The organism is Streptomyces sp. NPDC087440 (genome assembly GCF_044744005.1).
Taxonomy (GTDB): Bacteria; Actinomycetota; Actinomycetes; order Streptomycetales; family Streptomycetaceae; genus Streptomyces.
On the sequence record NZ_JBIUXN010000020.1, the window covers coordinates 39,365 to 62,654 of the forward strand.

A 23,290-nucleotide genomic window follows, 5' to 3' on the forward strand; every position below is an offset into this window, starting at 1 on the left:
CGACACCACCGGCACCGGTGCACTGACTCCACCGGCACCGGCACCGGCGCACTGACACCACCGGCACCGGTGTCACCGCACTGCGTGCATCAGTGCCGGAAGAAGATCCGGTCCCCGTACTCGCTCATCACGCGCCCGTTCCACTCGTGCCCGCCGTCCACGTTCCCCGAGCGCAGCAGCGGCACCTCGATGCCGCGCTCCGCGAGTTCCCCGGCGGCGGCCGCCATCACCGCCTGCATCAGGGCCGTGGTGACCACCGTCGAGGCGGGGGCGAAGGGGGCGTCGATGCCCTCCGTCGTCAACTCCGCGTCGCCGACCGCGATCTTGCTGTCCAGCACGATGTCGCAGTGGTCCTTGAGGAAGCTGCCCGACTTGTGGCGCGACTTGGTGTCCTGGGCGTACGCCACGGACGTGACACCGATGACCTTCAGCCCCAGGGCGCGCGCGTTCATCGCCATCTCGACGGGCAGCGCGTTGCGCCCGGAGAGGGAGATCACCACGAGGACGTCGCCGGGCTTGGCGGGGCTGCTGTCGAGCACCGCGCCCGCGAGGCCGTCCACGCGCTCCAGGGCGGAGCCCAGGGTGGCGGGCATGACGTCGATGCCGACGACGCCGGGCACCGCGAGGAGGTTCATCAGGGCGAGCCCGCCCGCCCGGTAGACGACGTCCTGCGCGGCGAGCGAGGAGTGCCCGGCGCCGAACGCGAAGAGCCGCCCTCCGGCGGCGACGGTGTCGGCGATGGCGGTCCCGGCGGCGGTGATCGCGTCGCCCTCTTCGTCCCGTACGCGATGGAGCAGGCCGATCGCGGCGTCGAAGAACTGACCGGCCAGTTTGTTCTCGCTCATCGCGGAGGGCCTTTCCAGTGGCGGTTTCGTCATAGATGCCGGGAATGCGGGGCGGTTACCCAAGGTTACGAACAGGGGCGGCGTCCGTGCCGCGGATCACGTTGCGGTCTGGAGCCGGGAGCTGTCAATACGGCCGCGCCCCGGCCCGGCACGGTTGTCAGTGCGATGCGTCAGAATTGGGACACGGGCCGGCGCAGGACGACTGGGCACAACCGAGCACGAAGACCGAGCGCACGACGATTTCTGTCACAGCATCGAGGGGCACACATGTCCGGACTGATCGACACCACGGAGATGTATCTCCGCACCATCCTCGAACTCGAGGAGGAGGGCGTCGTCCCCATGCGCGCCCGCATCGCCGAGCGCCTTGACCAGAGCGGTCCGACGGTCAGTCAGACCGTGGCCCGCATGGAGCGCGACGGTCTGGTGACGGTCGCGGGCGACCGCCACCTGGAATTCACCGAGGAGGGCCGCCGGCTGGCCACGCGCGTGATGCGCAAGCACCGGCTCGCGGAGTGCCTCCTGGTCGACGTGATCGGCCTGGAGTGGGAGCAGGTGCACGCCGAGGCCTGCCGCTGGGAGCACGTGATGAGCGAGGCGGTCGAGCGCCGCGTCCTCGAACTGCTGCGCCACCCCACCGAATCTCCGTACGGCAACCCGATCCCGGGTCTGGAGGAGCTGGGCGAGAAGTCCGAGGCCGACCCGTTCCTGGACGACAGCATGGTCAGCCTGAGCGAGCTGGCGCCGGGGCCGGAGGGCAAGACCGTCGTCGTACGCCGCATCGGCGAGCCCATCCAGACCGACGCCCAGCTGATGTACACGCTGCGCCGCGCGGGCGTGCAGCCCGGGTCAGTGGTCAGCGTGACCGAGTCGCCCGGCGGTGTGCTGGTCGGCAGCAGCGGCGAGGCGGCCGAGCTGGACGCGGAGACGGCGTCGCACGTCTTCGTCGCCAAGCGCTGAGCCGCGGGTACGACGGCCCCGACCGGCCTCGAAGGTCAACTGCGGGCGGGGGAAGGGGACTTGAGGTCCCCTTCCCCCGCCCACTTTCTCCACCGGAATCCCAGCGGCCGGACGGATCGCGTGCCACGCTGTGTCTGCGGCACATGAACCGGGGCACCAGATGGGAACGAGGGCTGCCGGCCGGGCCCGTCACGCGGCCGGGGAGGAGGCGGGAGATGCGCCCGTCGTACGTACCGCACGAGCACGGCCCGCACGAGCACGGGCGCGGCCCCCGCAGGCCCGCCCCGTACGGGCGTGGCCCCCGCAGGCGCGGCCCGCACGAGCGCGGTCCGCACGCGGAGGGCCCCGGCGCCCTGAGGCGCCGGGGCCTGTCCTCCCCTGTGCCGGCCTGGAGCCCCGAGCTCTTCAGGCCGGCCCCCGCGGACCGTCTTCCCCGAGCGGTCCGCCTCCCGAAGAAGATCTCCCCTCGGCAGCGAACGCCAATCCTTGAGCGCTGTCACTCGAAAGAGGGTTCTTGGGCTCCGGACCCCGATGTTCGAATACGAGTTCGATAGCGTGGAGGGGAACGGGACGACAGCGGGCGAGGGACGAGTACGCACGATCCGTACGAGAAGGGGGTGCCAGGCCATATGGTGCGGCGCATCGACGTGACCGGAGCCGACGGCGCACGCCTCGCCGCCTGGGAGTTCGCGGACCCGCCCAAGGACGGCGGCAACCCCGACCGGCTCCCCGGCGTGTTATTGCTGCACGGCCTGATGGGCCGCTCCTCCCACTGGGCGGCCACCGCCCGGTGGCTCTCCGAGCGGCACCGGGCCGTCGCCCTCGACCAGCGCGGCCACGGCCGCAGCGAGAAGCCCACCGAGGGCCCCTTCACCCGGGACGCGTACGTCGCCGACGCGGAAGCGGTGGTGGAGCAGCTGGGCATGGCCCCGGTCACCCTCATCGGGCACTCCATGGGCGCCCTGACGGCCTGGCAGCTCGCCGCCAAGCGCCCGGACCTGGTGCGCGCCCTGGTCGTCTGCGACATGCGGGCCTCGGCGCTCGGGGCGGCCTCCCAGCGGGAGTGGGAGGACTGGTTCAAGGCCTGGCCGGTGCCGTTCGCGACGCTCGCGGACGTCCGCAAGTGGTTCGGCGAGGACGACCCCTGGGTGGAGCGCCCCTCCCCGGCGCGCGGCGAGTTCTTCGCCGAGGTGATGGCCGAGCGGGCGGACGGCTGGCGGCCGGTCTTCTCCCGCCGCCAGATGCTGCTCTCCCGGGCGACCTGGGTCTACGACGCGCACTGGGACGAGCTCTCCCAGGTCCAGTGCCCCACGCTCGTCGTGCGCGGCCTGGACGGCGAGCTGGGCCGCGCGGAGGCGCAGGAAATGGTGCGGGTGCTGCCGCGGGGGCAGTACGCCGAGGTGGTGGACGCCGGCCACCTGGTCCACTACGACCAGCCCGACGGCTGGCGCGCCGCCATCGAACCCTTCCTGGAGGAGACCGCCGTCGACTCCCTGCCGGGCCCGTCGTAGCGGGGCGGCACCGAAGGCACGCGCGCGCCCCGTACCGCCCCTCCACGACCGGCGCGCCTACCCCTTGCTCACCGCCGCCAGGATCTCCGGCAGCCGGGCGGCGGTCCTGGGCGCGGCCACCTTCAGCCCGATCCAGGTCACCAGCACCCCGTACGCCAGCCCCACCGGCAGCAGGAACCACGTGGCGAGCCCGGCGACGTGCAGCCAGACCGTGAGCGCGATCAGCGGTGCGCACACCACCGTCGACACCACGAGCCCCAGCAGCAGCGACATCCAGGCCAGCGACCCCTGCCCCGGGGCCACGTTCTTGTACGAGCTGTCCTGCGGGACCGAGTACGGGTACCGGGCCGACGCCACGAGCCCGGCCGCGAGCAACGCCCCCAGCAGGGCGAAGGCCAGCCCCAGGACCTCCGGGAGCACCGCCCAGTCGCCCGCCAGCGCCGTCGTCACGGTCCCCACCAGCAGCGTGTACGGCACGGTGATCACCAGCAGTGCCAGCAGCCGCGCCCGCAGCTCCTCGAAGGCGTCCCGCACGGTGGAGATCGTCGTCGCGACCATCCAGAACGCGGAGGTGTCGGTGCCGAACTGGTTGAAGGTCTGCATCCCGAGCATCCCCGCCGCGAAGCACGCCCAGTACGCCGAACCGGTGCCCTGGAACGCGTTGAACACCGGGACGATCAGCCCGATCGCCAGCGAGGTGATCCAGGCGCCCTTGGTCTTCGGGTCGCGCCAGATGTAGCGCAGCACCCGCTGCGCGGTGGCCGCCGTGCGCCCGTCCGGCAGCAGCCGCGTCAGCAGCCCCGCCTTGGACTCCTTGCGGGAGGGCCCCGAAGCCGCCTGGATCGTCGAGCCGTCCGGCGCGGTCATCAGCTTGACCAGCCCGCGTTCCCACGACCACAGCAGCGCCGCCAGCACGACCAGCGTGATCAGCAGCTGGAGTACGCCGCGCCCGTACGCGCCCTCGCTCACCGAGTGCACCGCGCCGACCGCGGAGGCGGGCGGCAGCCACTGCACGACGTTCGCGACCGGCTCCAGCACCGACATGCCGCCGGTCGACGCCAGCCGCTGCCAGCCGAAGTTCACGAACTGGATGCCGACCGCGACGATCAGGCCGCTGAGCACGGCCAGGTCGCGCCCGCGCCGGCTGGTCAGCAGCCGTACGTTCGCCGTCGCCACGGCACGCGCCAGCGCCAGACAGGTCAGCACCAGCAGCACGGCCGCCACGACGGCGGTCACGGCCGCCGCGAAGCCGTGCGCGACGGCGATCACCGAGCCGACGGCCAGGCACACCGTGAACAGCGGCCCTATGCCCACCAGCGACGCCGCCAGCAGCGCCCGCACCAGCGGCCGGGGCCGCAGCGGCAGCATCACCAGCCGCGAGGGGTCCAGCGTCTCGTCGCCACTGGGGAAGAACAACGGCATGAACGCCCACGCCACGGCGGAGACGAGCGCCAGCAGCACCGTCACCGTCGGCGCGTACTGCGTCCCCCGCAGGGCGAGCAGCCCCAGCACCAGGAGCGCCGAGAAAAGCAGCACCAGCACGGCGCTCACGATGAACGCCGCCCGCCGCCCGGAGGACTGCCGCAGCCCGTTCTTCAACAGCGCCAGCTTCAACCGTACGAACAAGCGCGTCAGCCCCGTCGAGACGGCGTCGGCGGACGTGTCACCGGGTGCGGGGCCCGCGGCTTCGGGGGTGTGACCCGCGACGACGCTCATCGCGGTGCCCCGCCGCCGAGCCAGTCCAGGCTGTCCCCGGCGTCGCGCCCGTTCGCCCCGACCAGCTCCAGGAACGCGTTCTGCAGGGTCGGCGCGTCACCGCGCACCTGCGCGAGGGTGCCCTGCGCGCGGATCTGTCCGGCGGCCATCACCGCCACCCAGTCGCACAGCGACTCCACCAGTTCCATCACATGGCTGGAGAAGACGACGGTGGCACCGGAGCCGGTGTACCGCTCCAGCACCCCGCGGATGGTCTGCGCCGACACCGGGTCGACGCCCTCGAACGGTTCGTCGAGGAAGAGCACTTCCGGGTTGTGCAGCAGCGCGGCCGCGAGCCCGATCTTCTTGCGCATGCCGGTCGAGTAGTCGACGACCAGTTTGTGCTGCGAGCCCGCCAGATCGAGCACGTCCAGGAGCTGGGTGGCGCGCTTGTCGACCTCGTCGCCGGGCAGCCCCCGCAACCGCCCGCTGTACGCCAGGAGTTCGCGCCCCGAGAGTCTCTCGAAGAGCCGAAGTCCCTCCGGCAGCACGCCGATCCGCGACTTGACCCGTACCGGGTCCGCCCACACGTCGTGGCCGCCGATGTGCACCGTGCCCTGGTCGGGGCGCAGGAGCCCCGTCACCATCGACAGGGTGGTGGTCTTGCCCGCCCCGTTCGGACCGACCAGGCCGATGAACTTGCCCGCCGGGAGTTCCAGATCGATTCCGGCCACGGCGACCTGCTCGCCGAACCGTTTCCACAAGCCCTGTACACGTACGGCGGCGGGCGGCGCCGTATGCGCTCCGCCCGCCGTCTCGAATGCCTGGTCAGGCATGTCGTCAGCCTTTCGTGGGTCCCCGTGATACGGGGCCCACTTTATGTTCGAGCGCGCCCCCGCGCAGCCGCTGCCTCACGCCCGCAGGCGTACGCGAGGGGGCTGATCAGCTCCTCCGCGTCCGGCAGCCACCGGTTCGCGGGGGTGGGCCTGCGCGCCCACTGCACGGCGCCCATCGCGCCCATGCGGGTCGGCGGGGCCGCCACGTAGTCGCCCTCGCCGCGGGCGATCAGGTCCAGGGCGCTCGGCGCCCAGCCCAACTTCCGTACCAGATCGGGAATCTTGGCGCCCGCGCCCGGCAGCACGAAGAACAGCAGCCGGCGGTCGGGGGTGTTGGTGACCGGGCCGAGCGTCAACTCCATGCGCTCCATGCGGGCGAGCGCCAGGAAACCGGCCGTCTCGGGCACGTCGATGGCGTCGAAGGTGCGGCCCGTCGGCAGCAGGATCGAGGCCTTCGGGTTCTTCTGCCACATCCGGCGCGCGGCGACGGCGCTGCCGGTCGCCTGCGTCGCCCAGTCGTTCTTCGCCGCGTGCGCACCGGGGGCGGCGCACGCCACGTCCCCGCACGTGCAGCGTTCCACCCCCTCGTCGGCCTCCAGCCAGGTGCCGGGGACGACGTCCCAGTGCCGTTCTTCCGCGTACCGCACGGCGCTGTCGAGCAGTTGATCGCCGCGCTGCTGGGGGATCTGGGCTGCGTCCGTGACGTCCGTGACTCCGATGGTCTCTTCCACGAACAACTCAACTGCACGCACCAACTCCGGTTACGGGCGCGCGCGAGCGGGAGATGGAGCATCGATCCTGCATGCGGGGCGCATGGGTGCACGGGCGGGGGCGCGCAGGTGGGTGGGGTGCGGTGAGCGGGCAACCACAGGAGGGGAAGCGAGGAGGTACCGGAAATGCCGCTGCCTTCCGTCATGGGAGGCATCACCGTCATCACCGGCATCGCCGTTATCTCCGCCTATCACCTGCATTCTTTGGATATCCACCGGGCAGTGATCTCCGCACGGATTCAAGGGAATTCACGAGGACTTCATCAGCGCCCGCACCAGGGGGTACACATGGCAGCCAGGCCGCTCGTCGCCCGACAGCCGAACGAACGACTCCAGGCGCTCATCCAGGAAGCCGGCTGCTCCAACGCCGGGCTGGCCCGACGGGTCAACATGTGCGGCGCGGAGCACGGACTCGATCTCCGTTACGACAAGACGTCGGTGGCCCGGTGGCTGCGCGGTCAGCAGCCCCGGGGGAGGGCCCCCGGAATCATCGCCGAGGCGCTCGGCCGCAAGCTGGGGCGCACCGTCACCATCGACGAGATCGGCATGGCCAACGGCAAGAACCTGGCCTCCGGCATCGGACTGCAGTTTTCGCCCACCGTGCTGGGGGCCATCGAGCAGGTCTGCGAGCTGTGGCGCAGCGACGTGGGCCGCCGGGACTTCCTGTCGGGGTCCTCGGTGGCGTCCTCCGCGCTGGTGGAGCCGAGCCGGGACTGGCTGATCACCGGCGCCGACCACCAGGTGGCGCGCACGGCGGGGTCCCGGGTGGGGCCCAGCGACGTGGAGGCGGTGCGGGCGACCACGCAGGCGCTCCAGACCCTCGACCACCGGTTCGGCGCCGGACATGTGCGCCCGATCGTCGTGCACTACCTCAACAGCGTGGTCTCCGGGCTGCTCTCGGGCTCCTACCGGGAGTCGGTGGGGCGTGAACTCTTCGGCGCGGTCGCACGGTTGACGGAGCTGGCCGGATACATGGCGGTCGACACCGGGCAGCCGGGGCTGGCACAGCGCTACTACATCCAGGCGCTGCGGCTCGCGCAGGCGGCGGGGGACCGCGGATACGGGGGGTACGTCCTGGCGGCGTCCATGAGCCACCTGGCGGCGCAGCTCGGGAACCCGCGCGAGATCGCCCAGTTGGCACGGGCGGCGCAGGAGGGCGCACGCGGGCGGGTCACGCCGCGTGCGGAGGCGATGTTCTACGCGGCGGAGGCGCGCGGGCACGCCCTCCTCGGCGACGAGCGCACCTGCGGCGCGGTGGCCGCCAAGGCGCAGTCCGCGATGGAGAAGGCGCACGACGAGGGCGAATCGGGCGACGACCCGACCTGGATCGCCCACTTCGACCAGGCGTACCTGGCCGACGAGTTGGCGCACTGCCACCGGGACCTGGGACAGGCGGACGCGGCGGCCCGCCGGGCGCAGGAGAGCCTGGCGGGGCACCCCGACAGCCGGGTGCGCAGGCGGGCCATCGGGCTGGTGCTCCTGGCGTCGGCGCAGGTGCAGCAGCGCGAGGTGGAGCAGGCCTGCCACACCGGCACCCGTGCGGTGGAACTGCTGGGCACCCTGCGCTCGAACCGGGGCGCGGAGTACCTGGAGGACTTCCAGCAGCGGCTCGCGCCGTACCGCGACGAGCCCTCGGTGCGGGAGTTCGGGGCGCGGATGGAGATCCAGGCGGCGTGACCGGGGAGGCGCCCCGCGGGGCGCCTCCCGTCAACCTCGCTCCTGTATCAGCGTCAACTCCCGTCCGTTCGTTACGGGGAGGAGGTGGGGGTACGGTCCTGGCCTGCACGGATCGTGGGCGCGTGGCCCGGGGGCGGCATCACCCGGTAGCGTGAACCGGTGATTCCGTCCCTCGCCCGTGCGGCGAGGCCGCCCAGAACCGATGGCAGGAGCCCCCGTTGACGCAGAGCGAGCAGGGTGATGAGCCGCAGCATCCCGCTGTGCGCCCCGCACACGAGGGCGTAGTGCTGCCCCCGGCACAGCAGCAGTGGCAGCCGCCGCAGTCGCCGGGCCCGATGCCGGGCCACGCACCGGCACAGACGGCACCGCAGCAGGGCCAGAGCTGGGGCCAGCCGTGGGGGCCGGGAGCACCGCAGGGCGCGCAGCAGCCGGGACCGGTGACAGGGCAGCAGGCGCCGGTGCCGGTGCAGCAGGGGGAGGGGCAGCCGCAGCCGGGGCAGCAGCCGCAGTGGCAGCAGGCGCACGGGGCGCAGGCACACGAGGTGCAGGCCGGGCAGGTGCACGGGGCGCAGGCCGGGTTGGTGCAGCAGCCCGTGTGGGGGGCGCCGGTCGCGTCCGACGCGGATGCCGGGCCCACCCAGTACATGCCGCCGGTACCGGCGGCGCCCGTCGCGCCCGGCAGTGACGCCGAGCCGACGCAGTTCATGCCGCCCGTGCCGTCCGGGCCCGGTGCGCTGCCCCCGGAGGCTCCCTCGGGGCAGCCCGGGGCGCAGCAGGGCGGGCAGCAGCTCGACGGCACCCACTTCTTCGGGCAGCAGGCGCTCCAGCCGCCCGCGGGCTCGGACGCGGACGCCACCCAGTACCTCCCGCCGGTCCCGGCGGACGCCCCGTACGCGGCCCGCCCCGACGGCGTACAGCAACAGCAACAGCAACAACAGCAGCACGGCACGCACGGGGCGCCCGTGCTGCCCGGTGTTCCCGGGGAGCGGCAGCCGCTCGCCGAGTTCGACAGCCTCTTCCGCACCCAGGCCCCGACGCCGGGCGCGGGCGCGCAGCCCGAGCCGGCCGGTTCGACGCAGCAGATGCCGCGCTTCCTGCCGCCCCGGCAGCAGGAGGCCGAGCAGGAGGAGGCGCGCTACCAGCAGTTCCAGCAGCCGGGACCGATCGGCGGCGGCCCCGGCGGACCCGCGCAGCGGCGGCGCAAGATCTCGCCGGTGCCGTTGATCGCGGCCGTGGTGGTCGGCTGCTCGGTGATCGGCCTGGGCATCGCCGCGCTGATGAACTTCGGCGGCGACGACGACAAGGGCACCGGCGCCACGAACACCGCCGCCGGTTCCAAGCTGCCCAACCAGGAGCCCGCCGAGAAGGCCGCCGACGGTGCGAAGGGCCAGGCGCAGGCGCTGGACAAGCTGCTCGCCGACAGCAACGACAGCCGTGCCTCGGTGATCAACGCGGTCGCCGCCATCGGTCAGTGCGGCGACCTGGCCAAGGCCGCCACCGACCTGCGCGCCGCCGCCACTCAGCGGCGCGGTCTGGTGACCCGCCTCCAGTCCCTGAAGGTCGACAAGCTGGAGGGCCACGAGGCGCTGACCGCAGCGCTCAACGGTGCGTGGGAGGCCTCGGCGGCGGCCGACGACCACTACGCGGCGTGGGCGGACAAGGTGGCGGGCGACAAGGACCGCTTCTGCCGCGACGGCAAGGCGAAGGCGACCTCGGAGCGGCGCGCGGGCGACCGCGAGAGCGGCAAGGCCTCGCAGCAGAAGCAGCAGGCCGTGAACCCCTGGAACACGATCGCCGGAAAGTACGGCCTGACCGCGCACCAGGCGAGCGAGCTGTAGCCACCGCGGCACCGGACAGCAGCCGCGGCACCGGACAGGCACCGCGGCACCGGACGCGACGAGCACCGGCCCCGGTGCTCGCGTGACGCTCCGGCCCCGGTGCTCGCGCCACGCTCCGGTGCTGGTGCTCGCGTCGCGTCCCGGTACCGGAGGCCCGGCGGTGTCCCCCGTGGGGGCTTTGTCCGGTGTCCATTCGCATGCCCGTACGATCGACGACCGTGCAAAGTTCAGCGAACTCTTCCCGTCGCGGCCGTCGCTCCACCACCATGGGCGGCATGCCGCTGAATGACATGCCGTGGTGGCGCTGGCGCACTCAGGTGCGTTCCGCGCTGCACATGCTCTCCGACCCCGTCTTCCACCAGGAGTGCTGGCTCGCCGGCGTGGAGGGCTACGGGGACATCACCGACGCCGTCTACCGGCTCGTTGAGGACACCTGGCTCGACAACTGGTCCGCCGAGAAGTACGTCGGGTCCATATTCCGGGACCCGGACGAGGCGGCCCTCGTGGACGTGGCCGTGCTCCGGGTCCTGCGCATCATGCACCAGGTCGGCGCGGACGCCCCCGTGTCGGCGTACATGGCCCACCAGGGCTGGCCCGAGGCCGTACGGGCGGCCCGGGACGCGCACGTACGGATGGCGCAGAGCGACGGCGACGACCCGGACGTCGCGCCCCGCTCGCTGGAGGTCATCCGCATTCTGACCAGGTCTGCCTGAGTCCGCACGGTGTGCGATCCTCTGGGGTCATGAGCGACCCCAAGCCTGCCGAACGGCCCGAAACCGACCACTACGTCCTCACCCTGTCCTGCCCGGACAAGCAGGGCATCGTGCACGCCGTGTCCAGCTACCTGTTCATGACCGGCTGCAACATCGAGGACAGCAGGCAGTTCGGCGACCACGACACGGGTCTGTTCTTCATGCGGGTCGCCTTCTCGGCGGAGGAGCCGGTCTCCGTGGAGAAGCTGCGGGCCAGCTTCGCCGCCATCGGGGACTCCTTCCGGATGGACTGGCAGATCCACCGGGCCGAGGACCGGATGCGGATCGTGCTGATGGTCAGCAAGTTCGGTCACTGTCTGAACGACCTGCTGTTCCGCTCGAGGATCGGCGCGCTGCCCGTCGAGATCGCCGCCGTCGTCTCCAACCACCCCGACTTCCGCGAACTGGTCGCCACGTACGACATCCCCTTCCACCACATCCCCGTGACGAAGGACACCAAGGCCGAGGCCGAGCAGCAGGTGCTCGACCTGGTCGCGGCCGAGAACGTCGAGCTGGTCGTCCTCGCGCGCTACATGCAGGTGCTCTCCGACAACCTGTGCAAGCAGCTCAGCGGCCGGATCATCAACATCCACCACTCCTTCCTGCCGAGCTTCAAGGGCGCCAAGCCCTACCACCAGGCGCACGCGCGCGGGGTGAAGCTGATCGGCGCGACCGCCCACTACGTGACGGCCGACCTCGACGAGGGCCCGATCATCGAGCAGGAGGTCGAGCGGGTCGGCCACGAGGTCACCCCCGAGCAGTTGGTGGCGATCGGCCGCGACGTGGAGTGCCAGGCACTGGCCCGCGCGGTGAAGTGGCACAGCGAGCACCGGGTGCTGCTCAACGGGCACCGTACGGTCGTCTTCGCCTAGCACCTCATGAGGGAGTGCGCGTGCCCCGTGGGGTGGTGCGCGCACTCCCCGCCCTTCACAACCGCGACAGCGACGCCGCCGCGAACAGCACGTCCCGTACCGCCCCCTTGTCGCCGCCCTGCCCGGCCGCCGCCTCCTGCGGCGACACATGACCGGCCGCGAGCTGGCAGAACTCCACGCCGTCCAGCGCGATGTGCGCCACCTCGTGCTCCGGGGACGGAGCCGCGGCGGGGGAGTCCAGCGGGATGTACCAGTGGCCGCCGCCCGCGCCCTCCACCTCCAGGTGCAGCGTGCGCCCCGGGGAGCCCGCCGCGACCAGCCCCCGTGCGGGAGGCGCGAGCCCGGCCCGGCGGCGGGCGGCCAGCGTGCCGGGAAGCAGCCGGGCCGCCAGGTCGATCAGGTCGTGCAGATGCGCCCCCGAGGGCGGTTCGTACGGGTAGTCCACGGCCCGTGCGATGTCGTCGGCGTGCACCCAGCACTCGAAGGCCCGCTCCAGGAGCGCGTCCCTGAGGGGCAGCGAGAAGGCCCCGTACGACACCGTCAGCTCGGCGGAGCCGCGCCCGGCGAAGGACACCGTGCGCACCAGGGTGTGGCTCTGCTCGCGCCACGGGGTGCGCACCGCGCGGGTGGGCGGCTGCCGGGCGCCCAGCCAGTACGCCTCCGTGCGGCTGGTGGGGTCGCCGCCGCCGTCGAAGGCGACCGGGTCGGCCAGGCCCAGCGCGTCGGCGACCAGGCCGTCGACGGTCATCAGGTGCCCGATGACCGCGGCCACCGTCGCCTTGCGCCGCACCGGATGCTCGGCCTCGAACCAGCGCAGCTGCACCGGGGCGTGCCACTCGCCGGGGTCTATGTCCGCCAGCAGGGCGTCCAGGCGGGCCGTCTCCGTGTCGTACGGCTGGGCCCAGGCCGGCACCGGGATGCGTGCCGGACGGCGGCCCAGGCAGGTGTCCAGCACCCGGGAGCGCAGCATCGGGTCCAGGTCGAGGCCGCGCTCGGACTGGAGCAGGCCGACCGCGTCCCGCAGCCGCAGCGCCTCGTCCGCGCACGGGGCGCACACGGTGAGGTGCTCCTCCACGGCGAGCGTCTCCTCGGCGGAACAGGCCGCCAGCGCCCACGCGCCCAGCAGCGACTTGAGCACCCGGTGCGACAGGGCGCCGGTCGCCCCCTCCCCGTACGCGCCCGCCGCCCCCTCCTCGTACCCCTCGCTCACAGTCCGCCCCCGAAGTCCCGAGCACCGGTGCCGGTGTCCAGGCCGGAGCCGGGACCGGTGCCGGGGACGGTGTTCGCCGTCGACAGCAGTTGCAGGCCCAGCCGGAGCCTGCGGCGGGCCTCGTCCTCGGTGATGCTCAGGCGGGACGCGGTCTGCCGGTAGTCGTGCCGCTGGAAGTACGCCAGCTCCAGGGCCTCGCGCAGGGGTGCGGGCATCGATGTCACGATGTAGTCCGCGCGGGCCACCGCCGCCGCCCGGTGCACCTTCAGCTCCAGCTCCTCGGCGGTGCCCTCGCCGTCCGCGAGGGCGGCCGACTCCTCCTGCCGGAGCCGGTGCACGGCCCGCCGGTGCGTGAGGCGTGCCATCCAGGCCCGCATGGAGCCGTCCTTGGGGTCGTACGACTGCGGGTTCTCCCAGACGTGCCCGAAGACGTCACGGGTGACCTGGTCGGCGGCGTCCTCGTCGTCCAGCACCCGGTGCGCCAGGCTGTGCACCAGCGAGGCGAACCTGTCGTACAGCTCGCCGAGTGCCGCCGCCTCGCCCCGGGCCAGCCGCTGCTGCATCCTGCGGTCCCAGCGCGGCGGTGCGTCCTTCGGCATCCGATCCCCCCAAACCCCGTACCGCTGCGCCCCGAAGCACCTGCTCTTTCGAATGTAGTGCGAGAGCGGGCGGCGCACGCCCCTTTGCCCCAAGTGCGCCCTGGACAGGGTCCGGGATGGTAGTGATCCGGTCATCGCGCACATCCTGCGTACGGGGCTCACAGACACGCGGTGTTTCATGGGAGTGCGGCTAGGGAAGCCGCGATGAGGAAGGGCTACTTCCGGTTAGCTGAGAGGTCCGACGCGTGACGCTGAAGGTGACAGAGGCAGAGCACGGCAGCTGGGCCGTGCTGCACATCTCCGGCGAACTGGACCTGGTGACCTCACCGGCGGTGCGCCAGCACGTGCACGGGGCCGTCGCCGACGGGCGGCACCGGGTGGTGCTGGACCTGTCGGACGTACTGTTCTGCGACTCCAGCGGGGTGGGGGTGCTGATCGCCGCGCGACGGCTGATGCGCTCGTGCCAGGGGAGCCTGCGGCTGATCCTGCCCGCGCGCGGGGCGGTCGACGGGAGCCATGTGAACCGGGTGCTGGCGGCGCTCGGGGTGCGGCGGCTGTTCGAGGTCTTCCCGGACGTGGACACCGCGGTGGACGACACGGCGCAGGCACTGTCCGCCTGACTGTCTGCCTGACGGGGCCGACGGGGCCGACCGAGTTGACGGAGCGGACGGAGTCGACGGGGCCGACCGAGTTGACGGCGCCGACGGGCCTCATCCGTCGCCCTGGTGTCCAACTGCCCCACCGGTGGATGATTTCCCTGCGGAATCGGCTTCCTCCGCACGTCAAGGACGTACCCTCCCCTGCATGGACAGCGCAGAGTACGAGCGCAAGACAGCGGCCCGTTTCGCCTCCTTCGACCAGGACGGCAACGGTTACATCGACCGCGAGGACTTCAGTGCCGCGGCGGCCGCCATCCTTGCCGAGTTCAACACGACCGCCCGCTGCGACAAGGGCCAGGCCCTCTACAGCGGGGCCGAGGCCTTCTGGCAGGGCATGGCCGGAATCGCCGACGTGGACGGGGACCAGCGGGTCAGCCGCGACGAGTTCGTGACGGGGGCGGTGAAGCGGCTGCGGGACAACCCGCTGCGGTTCGCGGAGATCGCCCGGCCCTTCCTGCACGCGGCGATCGAGATCGCCGCGTCCGCCGACGGGGACGGCGGCGGGGTCACGGTCGCGGCCGCCACCCGGCTGCTCCGGGTCCTCGGCGCGGAGGAGAAGCTCGCCGGGCAGGTGGCGGCGGCGCTCGACGCGGACGGGGACGGCCGGATCACCGAGGAGGAGACCCTGACGGCCTTCGCGACGTACTACACGGTCGACGGGCCCGACCCCCAGTAACCCTCAGGACAGCAACCCCCGGGACAGCAACCCCGGCAGGAGCCCTCACCGCCCGCCGAACATCTCGCGCAGGCGGTACTTCAGGACCTTGCGGAGGGTCTCGTTGCGGGGCAGGGATTCCACCACCTCCACCTGTTCCGGCAGTTTGTGCGTGGCCAGGCCCGCCCCGCGGAGGTACGCGACCACCTCCGCGGGGGTCGGGGCCGGGCCCGGCACTTCGCCTGCCGGGGCCCGCAGTTCGAGCACCGCGCACACCCGCTCGCCGCGTTCCGGGTCGGGCAGGCCGATCACCGCCGCGTCCGCCACCGCCGGGTGTTCGTGCAGCAGGTCCTCGATCTCCTTGGCCGAGATGTTCTCGCCCTTGCGGATGATCACGTCCTTGAGCCGCCCGGTCAGGACCAGGTGGCCGGATGTCGTCAGGTGGCCCAGGTCGCCGGTGATCAGGTAGCCGTCCGCGTCAAAGGCACTGAGGGATGCTCCGGCCCCCACGTACCCCTGGCACACCGCCTCCCCCCGCAGCCGCACCTCCCCGTCGATTCCCGCCGGGACCGGCTTGCCCTCCGGGTCGGTGATGCGGATCGACATGCCCTCCGGGGGGCGGCCCTCGGTCGTCGCGAGGTTCTCGGCCGTGTCGTCCGGCGAGCCCATCGTGATCATGGGCACCTCGGTCATCCCGTACCCGTGGGTGAGCTGGCACCCCAACTCCCGTACCACCGCGTGGTACAGCTCCGGCGGCTTCGGCGCGCCGCCGCCCGCGAGCAGGCGCAGGGTCGGCACGACGGGCGTGGCGGGGTCTTTGCGCTGCTCGGCCAGGAACATCGCGTAGAAGGCTGTGGAGCCGCCCGCCACCGTCACCCCGTGACGGCGATATTCGGCCAAAGCGTCCGGCATGGCGAACTGCTCGAAGAGGACGGCCGGGAAGCCGTACAGGAGCAGCATCACCAGATAGTCCGGGCCGCCGATGTGCGCGTACGGGAAGGCGATCGACCCCACGTCGTCGGGGCGCAGGTGCAGGGCGTGCGCCAGGCAGGAGCCGCCCGCGATCAGGGAGCGGTCGGTGTGCAGGACGCCACGCGGGTCGGCGGTGGTGCCGGAGGTCCAGTAGATCCAGCGGACCGAGGTGCCGTCGGCGGGCGGCGGGGGCAGGATCGCCGGGTCACCGTCCGGCAGGTCGTCGTACACCTGGAGTACGAGAAGGGGCCGGGGGAGTTCCAGCGAGAGGCGGTGGGCCATGGCGGCGTGGTCGAAGCCCCGCCACTCGCCCGGCACCGCGAGGTAGTCCGCCCTCGACTCCCGCAGCGCGAAGCCGACTTCGCGGTCCCGGTAGAAGGGGATGACGGGCGACTGGACCGCTCCCAGACGGGCCAGCGCGAGGGAGAACAGAACCGTCTCGATACGGGTCGGCAGCTGCCAGGCCACCACGCTCCCGGCCCGCACCCCCAGCTCGTACAGCCCGGCGGCGACCCGTTCGGCGCGGTCCCTCAGCTCGCCGAAGGTGAGGGTGCGGTCCTCCTGGAGCAGGACCGGGCGGTGCGGGGTGAGGTCGGCGCGGCGCTCCACGAGTTCCCAGAGCGTGCCGGACGAGTCGAGCGATCGGGCGGTCTGCATGGGTGAAGTCACTGCACGCTCCCCGTAACTGACGGACAGTCAGGAATAGCCGTGAGCGTAGGGCGCGATCCCTTGTCGGTCCAGAGGTCCGGAAGCTAGCCTGGTTTCTGACGGGTCATCAGAAACGCGAACTGCCGTAAGGGGAAAGCCGGATGGAACCGCCTCGGATCATCAGCGTCGACGACCACGTGATCGAGCCCCCGCACCTCTTCTCCACCTGGCTCCCCGCGAAGTACCGCGAGCGCGGACCCCAGCCGCTCACCGCCGGGATCGGGGAGCTCGCCCGCCTCGCGGACATGGACCTCAACCACGTCGAGGGCTCCCTCTGCTTCCCCACCTTCCCGCGCTTCTGCGGGCAGCCCTTCGCGGAGGCCCACGACTGATGGACCTCACGTACACGGCACAGGAGGAGGAGTTCCGGGCGGAGTTGAGGGGGTGGCTGAAGCGTGTCCTCCCGGGGCTGCCGCAGCGGCCCGACCCCCTCGACTGGCCGGGCAGACGTGCGTACGACACCACCTGGCAGCGGATGCTGTACGACGCCGGGTACGCCGACCTCCAGCGCGAGGCCACCCCCACCCAGCACCTGATCTTCCTGGAGGAGACCGAGCGCGCCGGGGCCCCCTACGTCGGCGCGAACTTCGTCGGGCTGCTGCACGCGGGCCCGACCATCGCGGCCGAGGGCACGGCGGAGCAGCGCGAGCGGTGGCTGCCGCCGATCCTGCGCGGCGACGAGGTCTGGTGCCAGGGCTTCAGCGAGCCCGACGCGGGCTCCGACCTGGCCTCGCTCCGTACGAAGGCGGTCCGCGACGGTGACCATTACGTGGTCACCGGGTCCAAGATCTGGACCTCGCACGCCGAGGTCGCCGACTGGTGCGAACTGCTCGTGCGCACCACCCCCGTCACACCCGACACCCCCAAGCACAAGGGCATCACCTGGCTCGGGATGCCGATGGACGCTCCGGGCATCACGGTCCGCCCGCTGCGCACGCTCGCCGGGTCGACCGAGTTCGCCGAGATGTTCCTCGACGAGGTGCGGGTCCCGGTCGCCCACCGGGTCGGCGCGGAGAACGACGGCTGGCGCGTCACCATGGTCACCCTCTCCTTCGAGCGCGGCACCGCCTTCGTCGGCGAGGTCGTCGCCTGCCGCCGTACGCTGGCCGCCGTCGCCCGCGCGGCGCAGGCCAACGGGACCTGGGACGACCCTGCCGTACGACGTCAACTCGGCCGCCTGAACGCCGAGTTCATGACCCTGTGGCGGCTCACCCAGTGGAACGTCAGCGAGGCCCAGCGCACCGGCGGCGTCCCCGGCGTCGGCGGCTCGGTCTTCAAGCTCCGCTACTCGCACGCCCGTCAGGAGCTGTACGACACGGCCGCCGACGTCCTGGGCCCTGACGCGTACGACGTCGGCCACGACTGGACGCTCGACCGCCTGTCCTCCCTCTCGTACACGATCGCCGCCGGCACCTCCCAGATCCAGCAGAACATCGTCGCCGAGCGCATCCTCGGCCTCCCGAAGGGCCGGTGAGCGCACCCCCGTGGACTTCCAACCGACCGCCGATCAGCGGGCGTTGCAGCAAGGTGTACGGGATCTCCTCGCCCGGCGTTTCGACCGCGAGGCCCTGCGCGCCGCCGTCGACGCGGGCGGCACGCTCGACCGCGGGCTCTGGCGGGCGCTCGGCGACGCGGGCTTCTTCGCCCTGCGCCTGCCCGAGGCGGAGGGTGGCGTCGGGCTCGGGCTGCCGGAGGCGGTGCTGCTCTTCGAGGAGGCGGGCCGGGCCCTGCTGCCCGGTCCGCTGGTGGACACGCACCTCGCGGCGGGGGTGGTGAAGGGGGCCGCGGACGGCGAGGTGGTGGTCACGGCCCCGTACGGCAGCCTGGTCGCGCACCTTGCCGACGCCGACGTCGTCCGGCACCCGCACGAGGGGGCTACCCCGATCCGCTCCGTCGACCCCCTGACCCCGCTGCACCGACTGCCCGGGCCCACCCCGCACCCGTACCCCCGCGAAGGCGTCCTGCTCACCGCCGCCGAACAGGTCGGCACCGCCGCCCGCACACTCGCACTGGCCGTCCAACACGCGTGCGAGCGCGTCCAGTTCGGGCAGCCGGTCGGCGGCTTCCAGGCGGTCAAGCACCTCTGCGCGCAGATGTTCGTGCGGGTCGAGACCGCTCGTACCGCCGTGTACGCGGCCGCCGTCACCGGGACGTCCGTGGAGTGCGCCGCCGCGAAACTCCTGGCCGACGAGGCGGCCGTACGCAACGCGCGGGACTGTCTCCAGGTCTGCGGCGGCATGGGCTTCGCCTGGGAGGCCGATGTGCACCTGCATCTGAAGCGGGCCTGGGTGCGGGCCGGGCGCGGGCCTTCGAAGGCGGAGACGGAAGAGGAACTGGCGGCCGCACTTCTGGGCGGCACGGTGTGAACGGCCGCTGCCAGAAGAGGTCATGAACGGGTCACCCTGTGTCGATATCGGGTTGTGTCCTTTGCAGGAGTCGTCACGGGCCGGAGTCGGGTCGTCGCTCGGGTACGCTCCGTCAGATGCGAGTGGTGGTGGAGCGCCAGATTCCCGGTGCGGCCTGTACGGCGGCCCCGGACCGGGCGACGCGCTTCGACGTAACCGCTTCTCGCGTCGGACGGAGGCGCCACAAGTGCTCACGTTCGACTCTCCGCAGCGTGCGTCGCACAGTATGCAGGATGCGTACTCCTTCGCGCTGGAATATGCCTGAAGCGCTTGTTGCGGTGACTGTACGTCAACCATGCTGTCCCACAAGGGAATCACGTTCCGTGACCCTGTGGAGACGCGAGGCGTTGTGTCCGCCGGTTCGGATGGTGTGAGCGGTGCAGGTGCTTCAGGTGCAGTTGGAGGTCGGGGCCGACCCCGCGGAGGTGGGGCGAGCCCGTAGGTGGGCGCGGTCCAGGCTCGTCGGGTGCGGGATAGAGGCGGACGAGCCGGTCGCGGAGACGCTGGTCCTGCTCATTTCGGAGCTGGTGACCAACGCGGTCGTGCACACGGGCTGTCCGGCCGTGCTGCGGATGCTGCTGCCGGGGATTCCCGGCGATCCGGGTGCGGGGACGGGTGCGGGCGCTGGTGCCGGTACGAACGGGGCGGCGGATTCCGGTTCCGTTTCCGGTCTGCTGGCGTCGGGCGGCACGGTACGGGTGGAGGTCGCGGACGCCAGCGCCTGCCCGCCCAAGCCCCGGCACGCGGAGGGCGACGACACGAACGGACGCGGTCTGGAGCTCGTCGACGGCCTCGCCGACCGGTGGGGCTGGCAGACGGAGGGTGCGGGCAAGCGGATCTGGTGCGAGGTGGACCGGCAGGTGCGCGCTCCCCAGGCGGCCTGTACGGACCGGGCGGAAGCGGCCGGGTGCGAGGGCCTCGCGGAGGCGCCGCGGGAGAAGCCGCGCGACACCGCCCGGGGCAAGCGCCGGGAGCCGGGGGCCGAGTCGCCGTTCGCGACGCCGTACGAGCCCCCCTTCGAGCCCTCGTTCAAGCCGTCGTGCGCCGTCACAAACCGAACATAACGAGCATTTCGCCGAGGTGCTGTTGACGCCTCCCGATGCCCTGATCACGCTTGAACGAGCGATTCGTGAGCGAGGGGACGTCGAGGCGGAGCACCGGCCTCCTCGACGAGTGCGGGTCGGAACGTGGCGGCGGCCGCCCCTGGTGGACGGCCGCCCTCCATCGCGTCGTGCCGTACGGGCGTGCGACGCGCCCCGCGGGTCCTAGAGGATCGCGACCGGCGCGACCGGTGTGCCCGTGCCGCCGACGAACGGCTCCGGCATCGCGGACAGCAGGAACGCGTACCGCTCCTCTTGTGCACAGGCTGTGGACAACTCTTCGAGATTCCAGTTCTGCCCCTGGAGCATCCCCATCTCGACCAGGTCGAGCGCGTGCACCGGCAGCCAGAGGTTCTCGATCTCCGGCGGGAAGATCTCGAAGGTGAGGGTGTCGTTGGCGACGGCGGCGACGTCCCGGGCGTGGAACCACGCGGGCGTACGGATCGAAAGACCGGGCGACGGATACCCGTACCCGTGCTTGTCGCCGCCCAGGTACACCTGGATCTGCCCGGTCCGTACGAGCACGATGTCGCCCGCCTGAACCTTGGTGCGGGCCAACTCCTCGGCGGCCTCCAGGTCTTCGGGTGTCACCGCGTGGTCCCCGGCGAGCCGTTCGACGCCCCGGGCGCGGGCCACGTCCAGCAGGACGCCGCGCGAGACGACGTGCCGGGCCGTGGCGATGCCGCTGAAGGCGGAACGGGCGTGCGGGGTGATGGTGTCGGCGGGGCGGCCGTTGTAGATCTTCCCCGAGTGCGAGACATGGGTGAGGGCGTCCCAGTGGGTGCCCGCCTGGAGGCCCATGGTCACGGCGTCGTCGCTGGTGGCGACCGTGCCGGGGCCGAACAGCTCCTGGTTGATCTGCACCATCGAGTGCAGCGGGTTGACCCGGCCCGGGATGACGCCGGTCTGCACGCCGTCCTGCTGGAGGGGCAGCGCGAGCGGGACGCGGCGGCCGGTGCGCACGGTCCGCGCCGCTTCCCGCACCACCTCGTCGGTGATCAGGTTGAGCGTGCCGATCTCGTCGTCGGCTCCCCAACGCCCCCAGTTGTTGACGCGCTTGGCGATGTCGTGGAACTCCGCGGGCAGTGACATGTCCGGGCCTCCTGGGTCTTGTGCCGGGGCGTCGTACGGGTTCTAAAATCTAACGGTCCGTCAGAAACATTGGGAAGGCGTGGTGATGGGGAACTTCTTGACCGGCAAGGTCATAGCGGTGACCGGAGCGGGGCGCGGGATCGGACGGGCGGTGGCGCTGGCGTGCGCGGCGGAAGGCGCGCGGGTCGTCGTCAACGACTACGGCGTCTCCATGGAGGGCGCCGAGCCGACCAGCGAGGTCGCGGCGGCGGTGGTCAAGGAGATCGAGGCGGCGGGCGGCGAGGCGGTCGCCGTCGCGGACGACATCTCCACCATGGCGGGCGGGCAGCGGGTGGTGGACACCGCCCTCACCCAGTACGGACGGATCGACGGCGTCGTCTGCGTCGCCGGAATCCTGCGCGAGCGGATGCTCTTCAACATGTCCGAGCAGGAGTGGGACCCGGTCGTCGCCACCCACCTGAAGGGCACCTTCACCCTCTTCCGGGCCGCCTCCGCGGTCATGCGCAAGCAGGGCTCGGGCACGCTCATCGGCTTCACCAGCGGCAACCACCAGGGCAGCGTCGCCCAGGCCAACTACAGCGCGGCCAAGGGCGGCATCATCTCGCTCGTCCGCAGCGCGGCACTGGGCCTGCACAAGTACGGGGTGACGGCGAACGCGGTCGCGCCCGTGGCCCGTACCCGCATGTCCGCGAACGTACCCATGGAACTGAAGGAGATCGGCGAGCCCGAGGACGTGGCGGCGCTGGTCGTCTACCTCCTGTCCGAGCGGGCCCGCGAGGAGGGCATCACCGGGCAGGTCTACACGATCGCCGGGCCCAAGATCGCGGTGTGGGCGCAGCCGCGTGAACTGCGCGCCGGATACGCCGAGTCGGGCTCCTGGACGCCCGAGTCGATCGCGGACTTCCTGCCCGGGACGGTGGGCACGGACCCGATGCCGATGCTCGCGCAGCTGGAGGCCATGCGCGAGGCGGCGGCTAAGCAGGAACGACCCAATGCGGCGCAGCGTGGAGGGGGAGACCGATGAGGGCGGTTGTCTTCGACGGCAAGCAGGTCGAGGTGGTCGACGACCTGGAGATACGGGACCCGGGTCCCGGTGAGGTGCTGGTGGGCATCCGGGCGGCGGGCCTGTGCCACAGCGACATCTCGGTGACCGACGGGACCATCCCGTTCCCGGTGCCGGTGGTGCTGGGCCATGAGGGCGCGGGAGTGGTGGAGGCGGTCGGCGCGGGCGTCACGCACGTGGCCCCCGGCGACCACGTTGCGCTCTCCACGCTCGCGGGCTGCGGGGCGTGCGCGGAGTGCGACCGGGGGCGGCCGACGATGTGCCGCAAGGCGATCGGGATGCCGGGACAGCCGTTCTCGCGCGGCGGGAACCCGCTGTACCAGTTCGCCTCCAACTCCGCCTTCTCCGAACGGACGTTGGTCAAGGCCGTCCAGGCGATCAAGATCCCGTCCGAGATCCCCTTCCCGTCCGCCGCCCTGATGGGCTGCGGCGTGGTGACGGGCGTGGGCGCGGTCCTCAACCGGGCACGGGTGGCGCTCGGCGACACGGTCGTGGTCATCGGCACCGGCGGCATCGGCCTGAACGTCATCCAGGGCGCGCGCATCGCGGGCGCCTCGCGCATCGTGGCGGTCGACACCAACCCGGCGAAGGAGGACTCGGCCCGGCTCTTCGGCGCGACGGAGTTCCTCACGTCGACGGACGGGGTGCGGGACGTCCTGCCGACGGGGGCGGACCACGTCTTCGAGTGCGTGGGCCGAACATCCCTCATACGTACGGCAATTGATCTCCTCGACCGGCACGGCCAGGCGATCCTGCTCGGCATGACCGCGCCGACCGACGAGGCGACCTTCCTGCCCGCCGCGATGTTCCTGGACAAGTCCATCCTGGGCTGCCGGTACGGGTCCTCGCGGCCGCAGCGCGACATCCCGCTGTACGCGGAGCTGTACCGGCAAGGGCGGTTGCTGCTGGACGAGTTGGTGACGGAGACCTACCCGGTGGAGGACTTCGCGAAGGCGGCGGCGGACGCCGAGCAGGGGAGGGTGGCGCGGGGGGTGCTGACGTTCTGAGGGGGCGGGCGTCGTGAGGGCTCGGGCGTTGTGGGCGATCGGGACGTGGCAGCGAAGAACGGGC

21 protein-coding genes and 1 pseudogene are annotated in these 23,290 nt (G+C 72.1%); 14 read left to right on the plus strand and 8 right to left on the minus strand.

The window, feature by feature from the left end:
- Nucleotides 1–89 precede the first annotated feature (89 nt).
- Nucleotides 90–845, minus strand: coding sequence for an SIS domain-containing protein (locus ACIO3O_RS31790; protein ID WP_401751905.1), 756 nt, complete (start codon nt 843–845; stop codon nt 90–92).
- 267 nt (nt 846–1,112) lie between these two features.
- On the opposite strand from ACIO3O_RS31790, the gene ACIO3O_RS31795 reads away from it, so the two are divergent.
- Together ACIO3O_RS31795 and ACIO3O_RS31800 are read left to right on the plus strand one after the other, a co-directional pair.
- A complete protein-coding gene (locus tag ACIO3O_RS31795) occupies nt 1,113–1,805 on the plus strand; it encodes a metal-dependent transcriptional regulator (protein WP_401751907.1) in 693 nt (230 codons plus the stop codon).
- A 629-nt stretch (nt 1,806–2,434) separates the two neighbouring features.
- Entirely contained in the window at nt 2,435–3,316 is an 882-nt protein-coding gene (locus tag ACIO3O_RS31800) for an alpha/beta fold hydrolase (RefSeq protein WP_401751909.1), read from the plus strand.
- Nucleotides 3,317–3,373: 57 nt separating this feature from the next.
- On the opposite strand, the gene ACIO3O_RS31805 is transcribed toward ACIO3O_RS31800, so the two are convergent.
- Genes ACIO3O_RS31805 through ACIO3O_RS31815 form a run of 3 tightly spaced genes read right to left on the minus strand, consistent with a single transcriptional unit; the run spans nt 3,374 to nt 6,578 of the window.
- Entirely contained in the window at nt 3,374–5,032 is a 1,659-nt protein-coding gene (locus ACIO3O_RS31805; RefSeq protein ID WP_401751911.1) for a transporter, read from the minus strand.
- Nucleotides 5,029–5,847 (minus strand): ABC transporter ATP-binding protein, encoded by an 819-nt coding sequence (locus tag ACIO3O_RS31810; protein WP_401751913.1) that lies wholly within the window; start codon nt 5,845–5,847, stop codon nt 5,029–5,031. Before ACIO3O_RS31810 ends, ACIO3O_RS31805 begins: the two co-directional genes overlap by 4 nt.
- Nucleotides 5,848–5,888: 41 nt before the next feature.
- Entirely contained in the window at nt 5,889–6,578 is a 690-nt protein-coding gene (locus ACIO3O_RS31815; protein WP_401751915.1) for a bifunctional DNA primase/polymerase, read from the minus strand.
- A 327-nt stretch (nt 6,579–6,905) separates the two neighbouring features.
- Between ACIO3O_RS31815 and ACIO3O_RS31820 the strand changes: the two genes are divergently transcribed.
- The 4 genes from ACIO3O_RS31820 to purU all read left to right on the plus strand — a co-directional run bounded on the left by ACIO3O_RS31820 (nt 6,906) and on the right by purU (nt 11,756).
- Nucleotides 6,906–8,294, plus strand: a complete 1,389-nt coding sequence (locus ACIO3O_RS31820; RefSeq protein ID WP_401751917.1) for a transcriptional regulator — start codon at nt 6,906–6,908, stop codon at nt 8,292–8,294.
- Between the two features lie 260 nt (nt 8,295–8,554).
- Entirely contained in the window at nt 8,555–10,132 is a 1,578-nt protein-coding gene (locus ACIO3O_RS31825) for a hypothetical protein (RefSeq protein WP_401751919.1), read from the plus strand.
- Nucleotides 10,133–10,329: 197 nt separating this feature from the next.
- On the plus strand, nt 10,330–10,845 hold the full coding sequence (locus ACIO3O_RS31830) for a hypothetical protein (RefSeq protein WP_401751921.1): 516 nt from the start codon (nt 10,330–10,332) through the stop codon (nt 10,843–10,845).
- Nucleotides 10,846–10,874: 29 nt separating this feature from the next.
- Entirely contained in the window at nt 10,875–11,756 is an 882-nt protein-coding gene (gene purU / locus ACIO3O_RS31835; protein ID WP_401751923.1) for a formyltetrahydrofolate deformylase, read from the plus strand.
- Nucleotides 11,757–11,811: 55 nt separating this feature from the next.
- Here the strand turns inward: purU and ACIO3O_RS31840 are convergent, their stop codons facing one another.
- Together ACIO3O_RS31840 and ACIO3O_RS31845 are read right to left on the minus strand one after the other, a co-directional pair.
- Nucleotides 11,812–12,966, minus strand: coding sequence for a maleylpyruvate isomerase N-terminal domain-containing protein (locus ACIO3O_RS31840; RefSeq protein WP_401751924.1), 1,155 nt, complete (start codon nt 12,964–12,966; stop codon nt 11,812–11,814).
- Nucleotides 12,963–13,565, minus strand: a complete 603-nt coding sequence (locus ACIO3O_RS31845) for a sigma-70 family RNA polymerase sigma factor (RefSeq protein WP_401751926.1) — start codon at nt 13,563–13,565, stop codon at nt 12,963–12,965. The genes ACIO3O_RS31840 and ACIO3O_RS31845 overlap by 4 nt, the downstream gene beginning before the upstream one ends.
- 245 nt (nt 13,566–13,810) lie before the next feature.
- Between ACIO3O_RS31845 and ACIO3O_RS31850 the strand changes: the two genes are divergently transcribed.
- Nucleotides 13,811–14,185, plus strand: a complete 375-nt coding sequence (locus tag ACIO3O_RS31850) for an STAS domain-containing protein (protein ID WP_401751928.1) — start codon at nt 13,811–13,813, stop codon at nt 14,183–14,185.
- Nucleotides 14,186–14,369: 184 nt separating this feature from the next.
- Nucleotides 14,370–14,900 (plus strand): EF-hand domain-containing protein, encoded by a 531-nt coding sequence (locus tag ACIO3O_RS31855; protein ID WP_401751930.1) that lies wholly within the window; start codon nt 14,370–14,372, stop codon nt 14,898–14,900.
- 45 nt (nt 14,901–14,945) lie between these two features.
- On the opposite strand, the gene ACIO3O_RS31860 is transcribed toward ACIO3O_RS31855, so the two are convergent.
- Nucleotides 14,946–16,508 (minus strand): class I adenylate-forming enzyme family protein, encoded by a 1,563-nt coding sequence (locus tag ACIO3O_RS31860; protein WP_401751931.1) that lies wholly within the window; start codon nt 16,506–16,508, stop codon nt 14,946–14,948.
- 152 nt (nt 16,509–16,660) lie between these two features.
- Between ACIO3O_RS31860 and ACIO3O_RS31865 the strand changes: the two are divergent.
- From ACIO3O_RS31865 to ACIO3O_RS31880, 4 genes and pseudogenes are all read left to right on the plus strand, one after another.
- Nucleotides 16,661–16,888 (plus strand): annotated as a pseudogene (locus ACIO3O_RS31865) (hypothetical protein); the annotation flags it as partial.
- A gap of 2 nt (nt 16,889–16,890) precedes the next feature.
- The gene (locus ACIO3O_RS31870; RefSeq protein ID WP_401751933.1) at nt 16,891–18,033 is read left to right on the plus strand and encodes an acyl-CoA dehydrogenase family protein; all 1,143 of its coding nucleotides are present in this window, start codon (nt 16,891–16,893) and stop codon (nt 18,031–18,033) included.
- Between the two features lie 10 nt (nt 18,034–18,043).
- Entirely contained in the window at nt 18,044–18,925 is an 882-nt protein-coding gene (locus ACIO3O_RS31875) for an acyl-CoA dehydrogenase family protein (protein ID WP_401751935.1), read from the plus strand.
- A 416-nt stretch (nt 18,926–19,341) separates the two neighbouring features.
- On the plus strand, nt 19,342–20,028 hold the full coding sequence (locus ACIO3O_RS31880) for an ATP-binding protein (RefSeq protein WP_401751937.1): 687 nt from the start codon (nt 19,342–19,344) through the stop codon (nt 20,026–20,028).
- A gap of 201 nt (nt 20,029–20,229) precedes the next feature.
- On the opposite strand, the gene ACIO3O_RS31885 is transcribed toward ACIO3O_RS31880, so the two are convergent.
- Nucleotides 20,230–21,156: a cyclase family protein gene (locus tag ACIO3O_RS31885; protein ID WP_401751939.1), complete on the minus strand. Its 927-nt coding sequence runs from the start codon at nt 21,154–21,156 to the stop codon at nt 20,230–20,232.
- 85 nt (nt 21,157–21,241) lie between these two features.
- On the opposite strand from ACIO3O_RS31885, the gene ACIO3O_RS31890 reads away from it, so the two are divergent.
- Complete coding sequence (locus ACIO3O_RS31890; protein WP_401751941.1) at nt 21,242–22,180, plus strand: SDR family oxidoreductase; 939 nt, start codon at nt 21,242–21,244, stop codon at nt 22,178–22,180.
- Nucleotides 22,177–23,226: a Zn-dependent alcohol dehydrogenase gene (locus ACIO3O_RS31895; protein WP_401751943.1), complete on the plus strand. Its 1,050-nt coding sequence runs from the start codon at nt 22,177–22,179 to the stop codon at nt 23,224–23,226. The genes ACIO3O_RS31890 and ACIO3O_RS31895 overlap by 4 nt, the downstream gene beginning before the upstream one ends.
- Nucleotides 23,227–23,290: the final 64 nt, after the last annotated feature.

Excerpts from the sequence above, each read along its gene's own strand:
- ACIO3O_RS31800 (WP_401751909.1), top strand. The coding sequence starts at position 2,435 with ATGGTGCGGCGCATCGACGTGACCGGAGCCGACGGCGCACGCCTCGCC.
- ACIO3O_RS31890 (WP_401751941.1), top strand. The coding sequence starts at position 21,242 with ATGGGGAACTTCTTGACCGGCAAGGTCATAGCGGTGACCGGAGCGGGG.
- ACIO3O_RS31830 (WP_401751921.1), top strand. The coding sequence starts at position 10,330 with ATGCCCGTACGATCGACGACCGTGCAAAGTTCAGCGAACTCTTCCCGT.
- ACIO3O_RS31810 (WP_401751913.1), bottom strand. The coding sequence starts at position 5,847 with ATGCCTGACCAGGCATTCGAGACGGCGGGCGGAGCGCATACGGCGCCG.
- ACIO3O_RS31795 (WP_401751907.1), top strand. The coding sequence starts at position 1,113 with ATGTCCGGACTGATCGACACCACGGAGATGTATCTCCGCACCATCCTC.
- ACIO3O_RS31855 (WP_401751930.1), top strand. The coding sequence starts at position 14,370 with ATGGACAGCGCAGAGTACGAGCGCAAGACAGCGGCCCGTTTCGCCTCC.
- ACIO3O_RS31885 (WP_401751939.1), bottom strand. The coding sequence starts at position 21,156 with ATGTCACTGCCCGCGGAGTTCCACGACATCGCCAAGCGCGTCAACAAC.
- ACIO3O_RS31845 (WP_401751926.1), bottom strand. The coding sequence starts at position 13,565 with ATGCCGAAGGACGCACCGCCGCGCTGGGACCGCAGGATGCAGCAGCGG.
- ACIO3O_RS31860 (WP_401751931.1), bottom strand. The coding sequence starts at position 16,508 with ATGCAGACCGCCCGATCGCTCGACTCGTCCGGCACGCTCTGGGAACTC.
- purU (WP_401751923.1), top strand. The coding sequence starts at position 10,875 with ATGAGCGACCCCAAGCCTGCCGAACGGCCCGAAACCGACCACTACGTC.
- ACIO3O_RS31895 (WP_401751943.1), top strand. The coding sequence starts at position 22,177 with ATGAGGGCGGTTGTCTTCGACGGCAAGCAGGTCGAGGTGGTCGACGAC.
- ACIO3O_RS31790 (WP_401751905.1), bottom strand. The coding sequence starts at position 845 with ATGAGCGAGAACAAACTGGCCGGTCAGTTCTTCGACGCCGCGATCGGC.
- ACIO3O_RS31805 (WP_401751911.1), bottom strand. The coding sequence starts at position 5,032 with ATGAGCGTCGTCGCGGGTCACACCCCCGAAGCCGCGGGCCCCGCACCC.
- ACIO3O_RS31870 (WP_401751933.1), top strand. The coding sequence starts at position 16,891 with ATGGACCTCACGTACACGGCACAGGAGGAGGAGTTCCGGGCGGAGTTG.
- ACIO3O_RS31820 (WP_401751917.1), top strand. The coding sequence starts at position 6,906 with ATGGCAGCCAGGCCGCTCGTCGCCCGACAGCCGAACGAACGACTCCAG.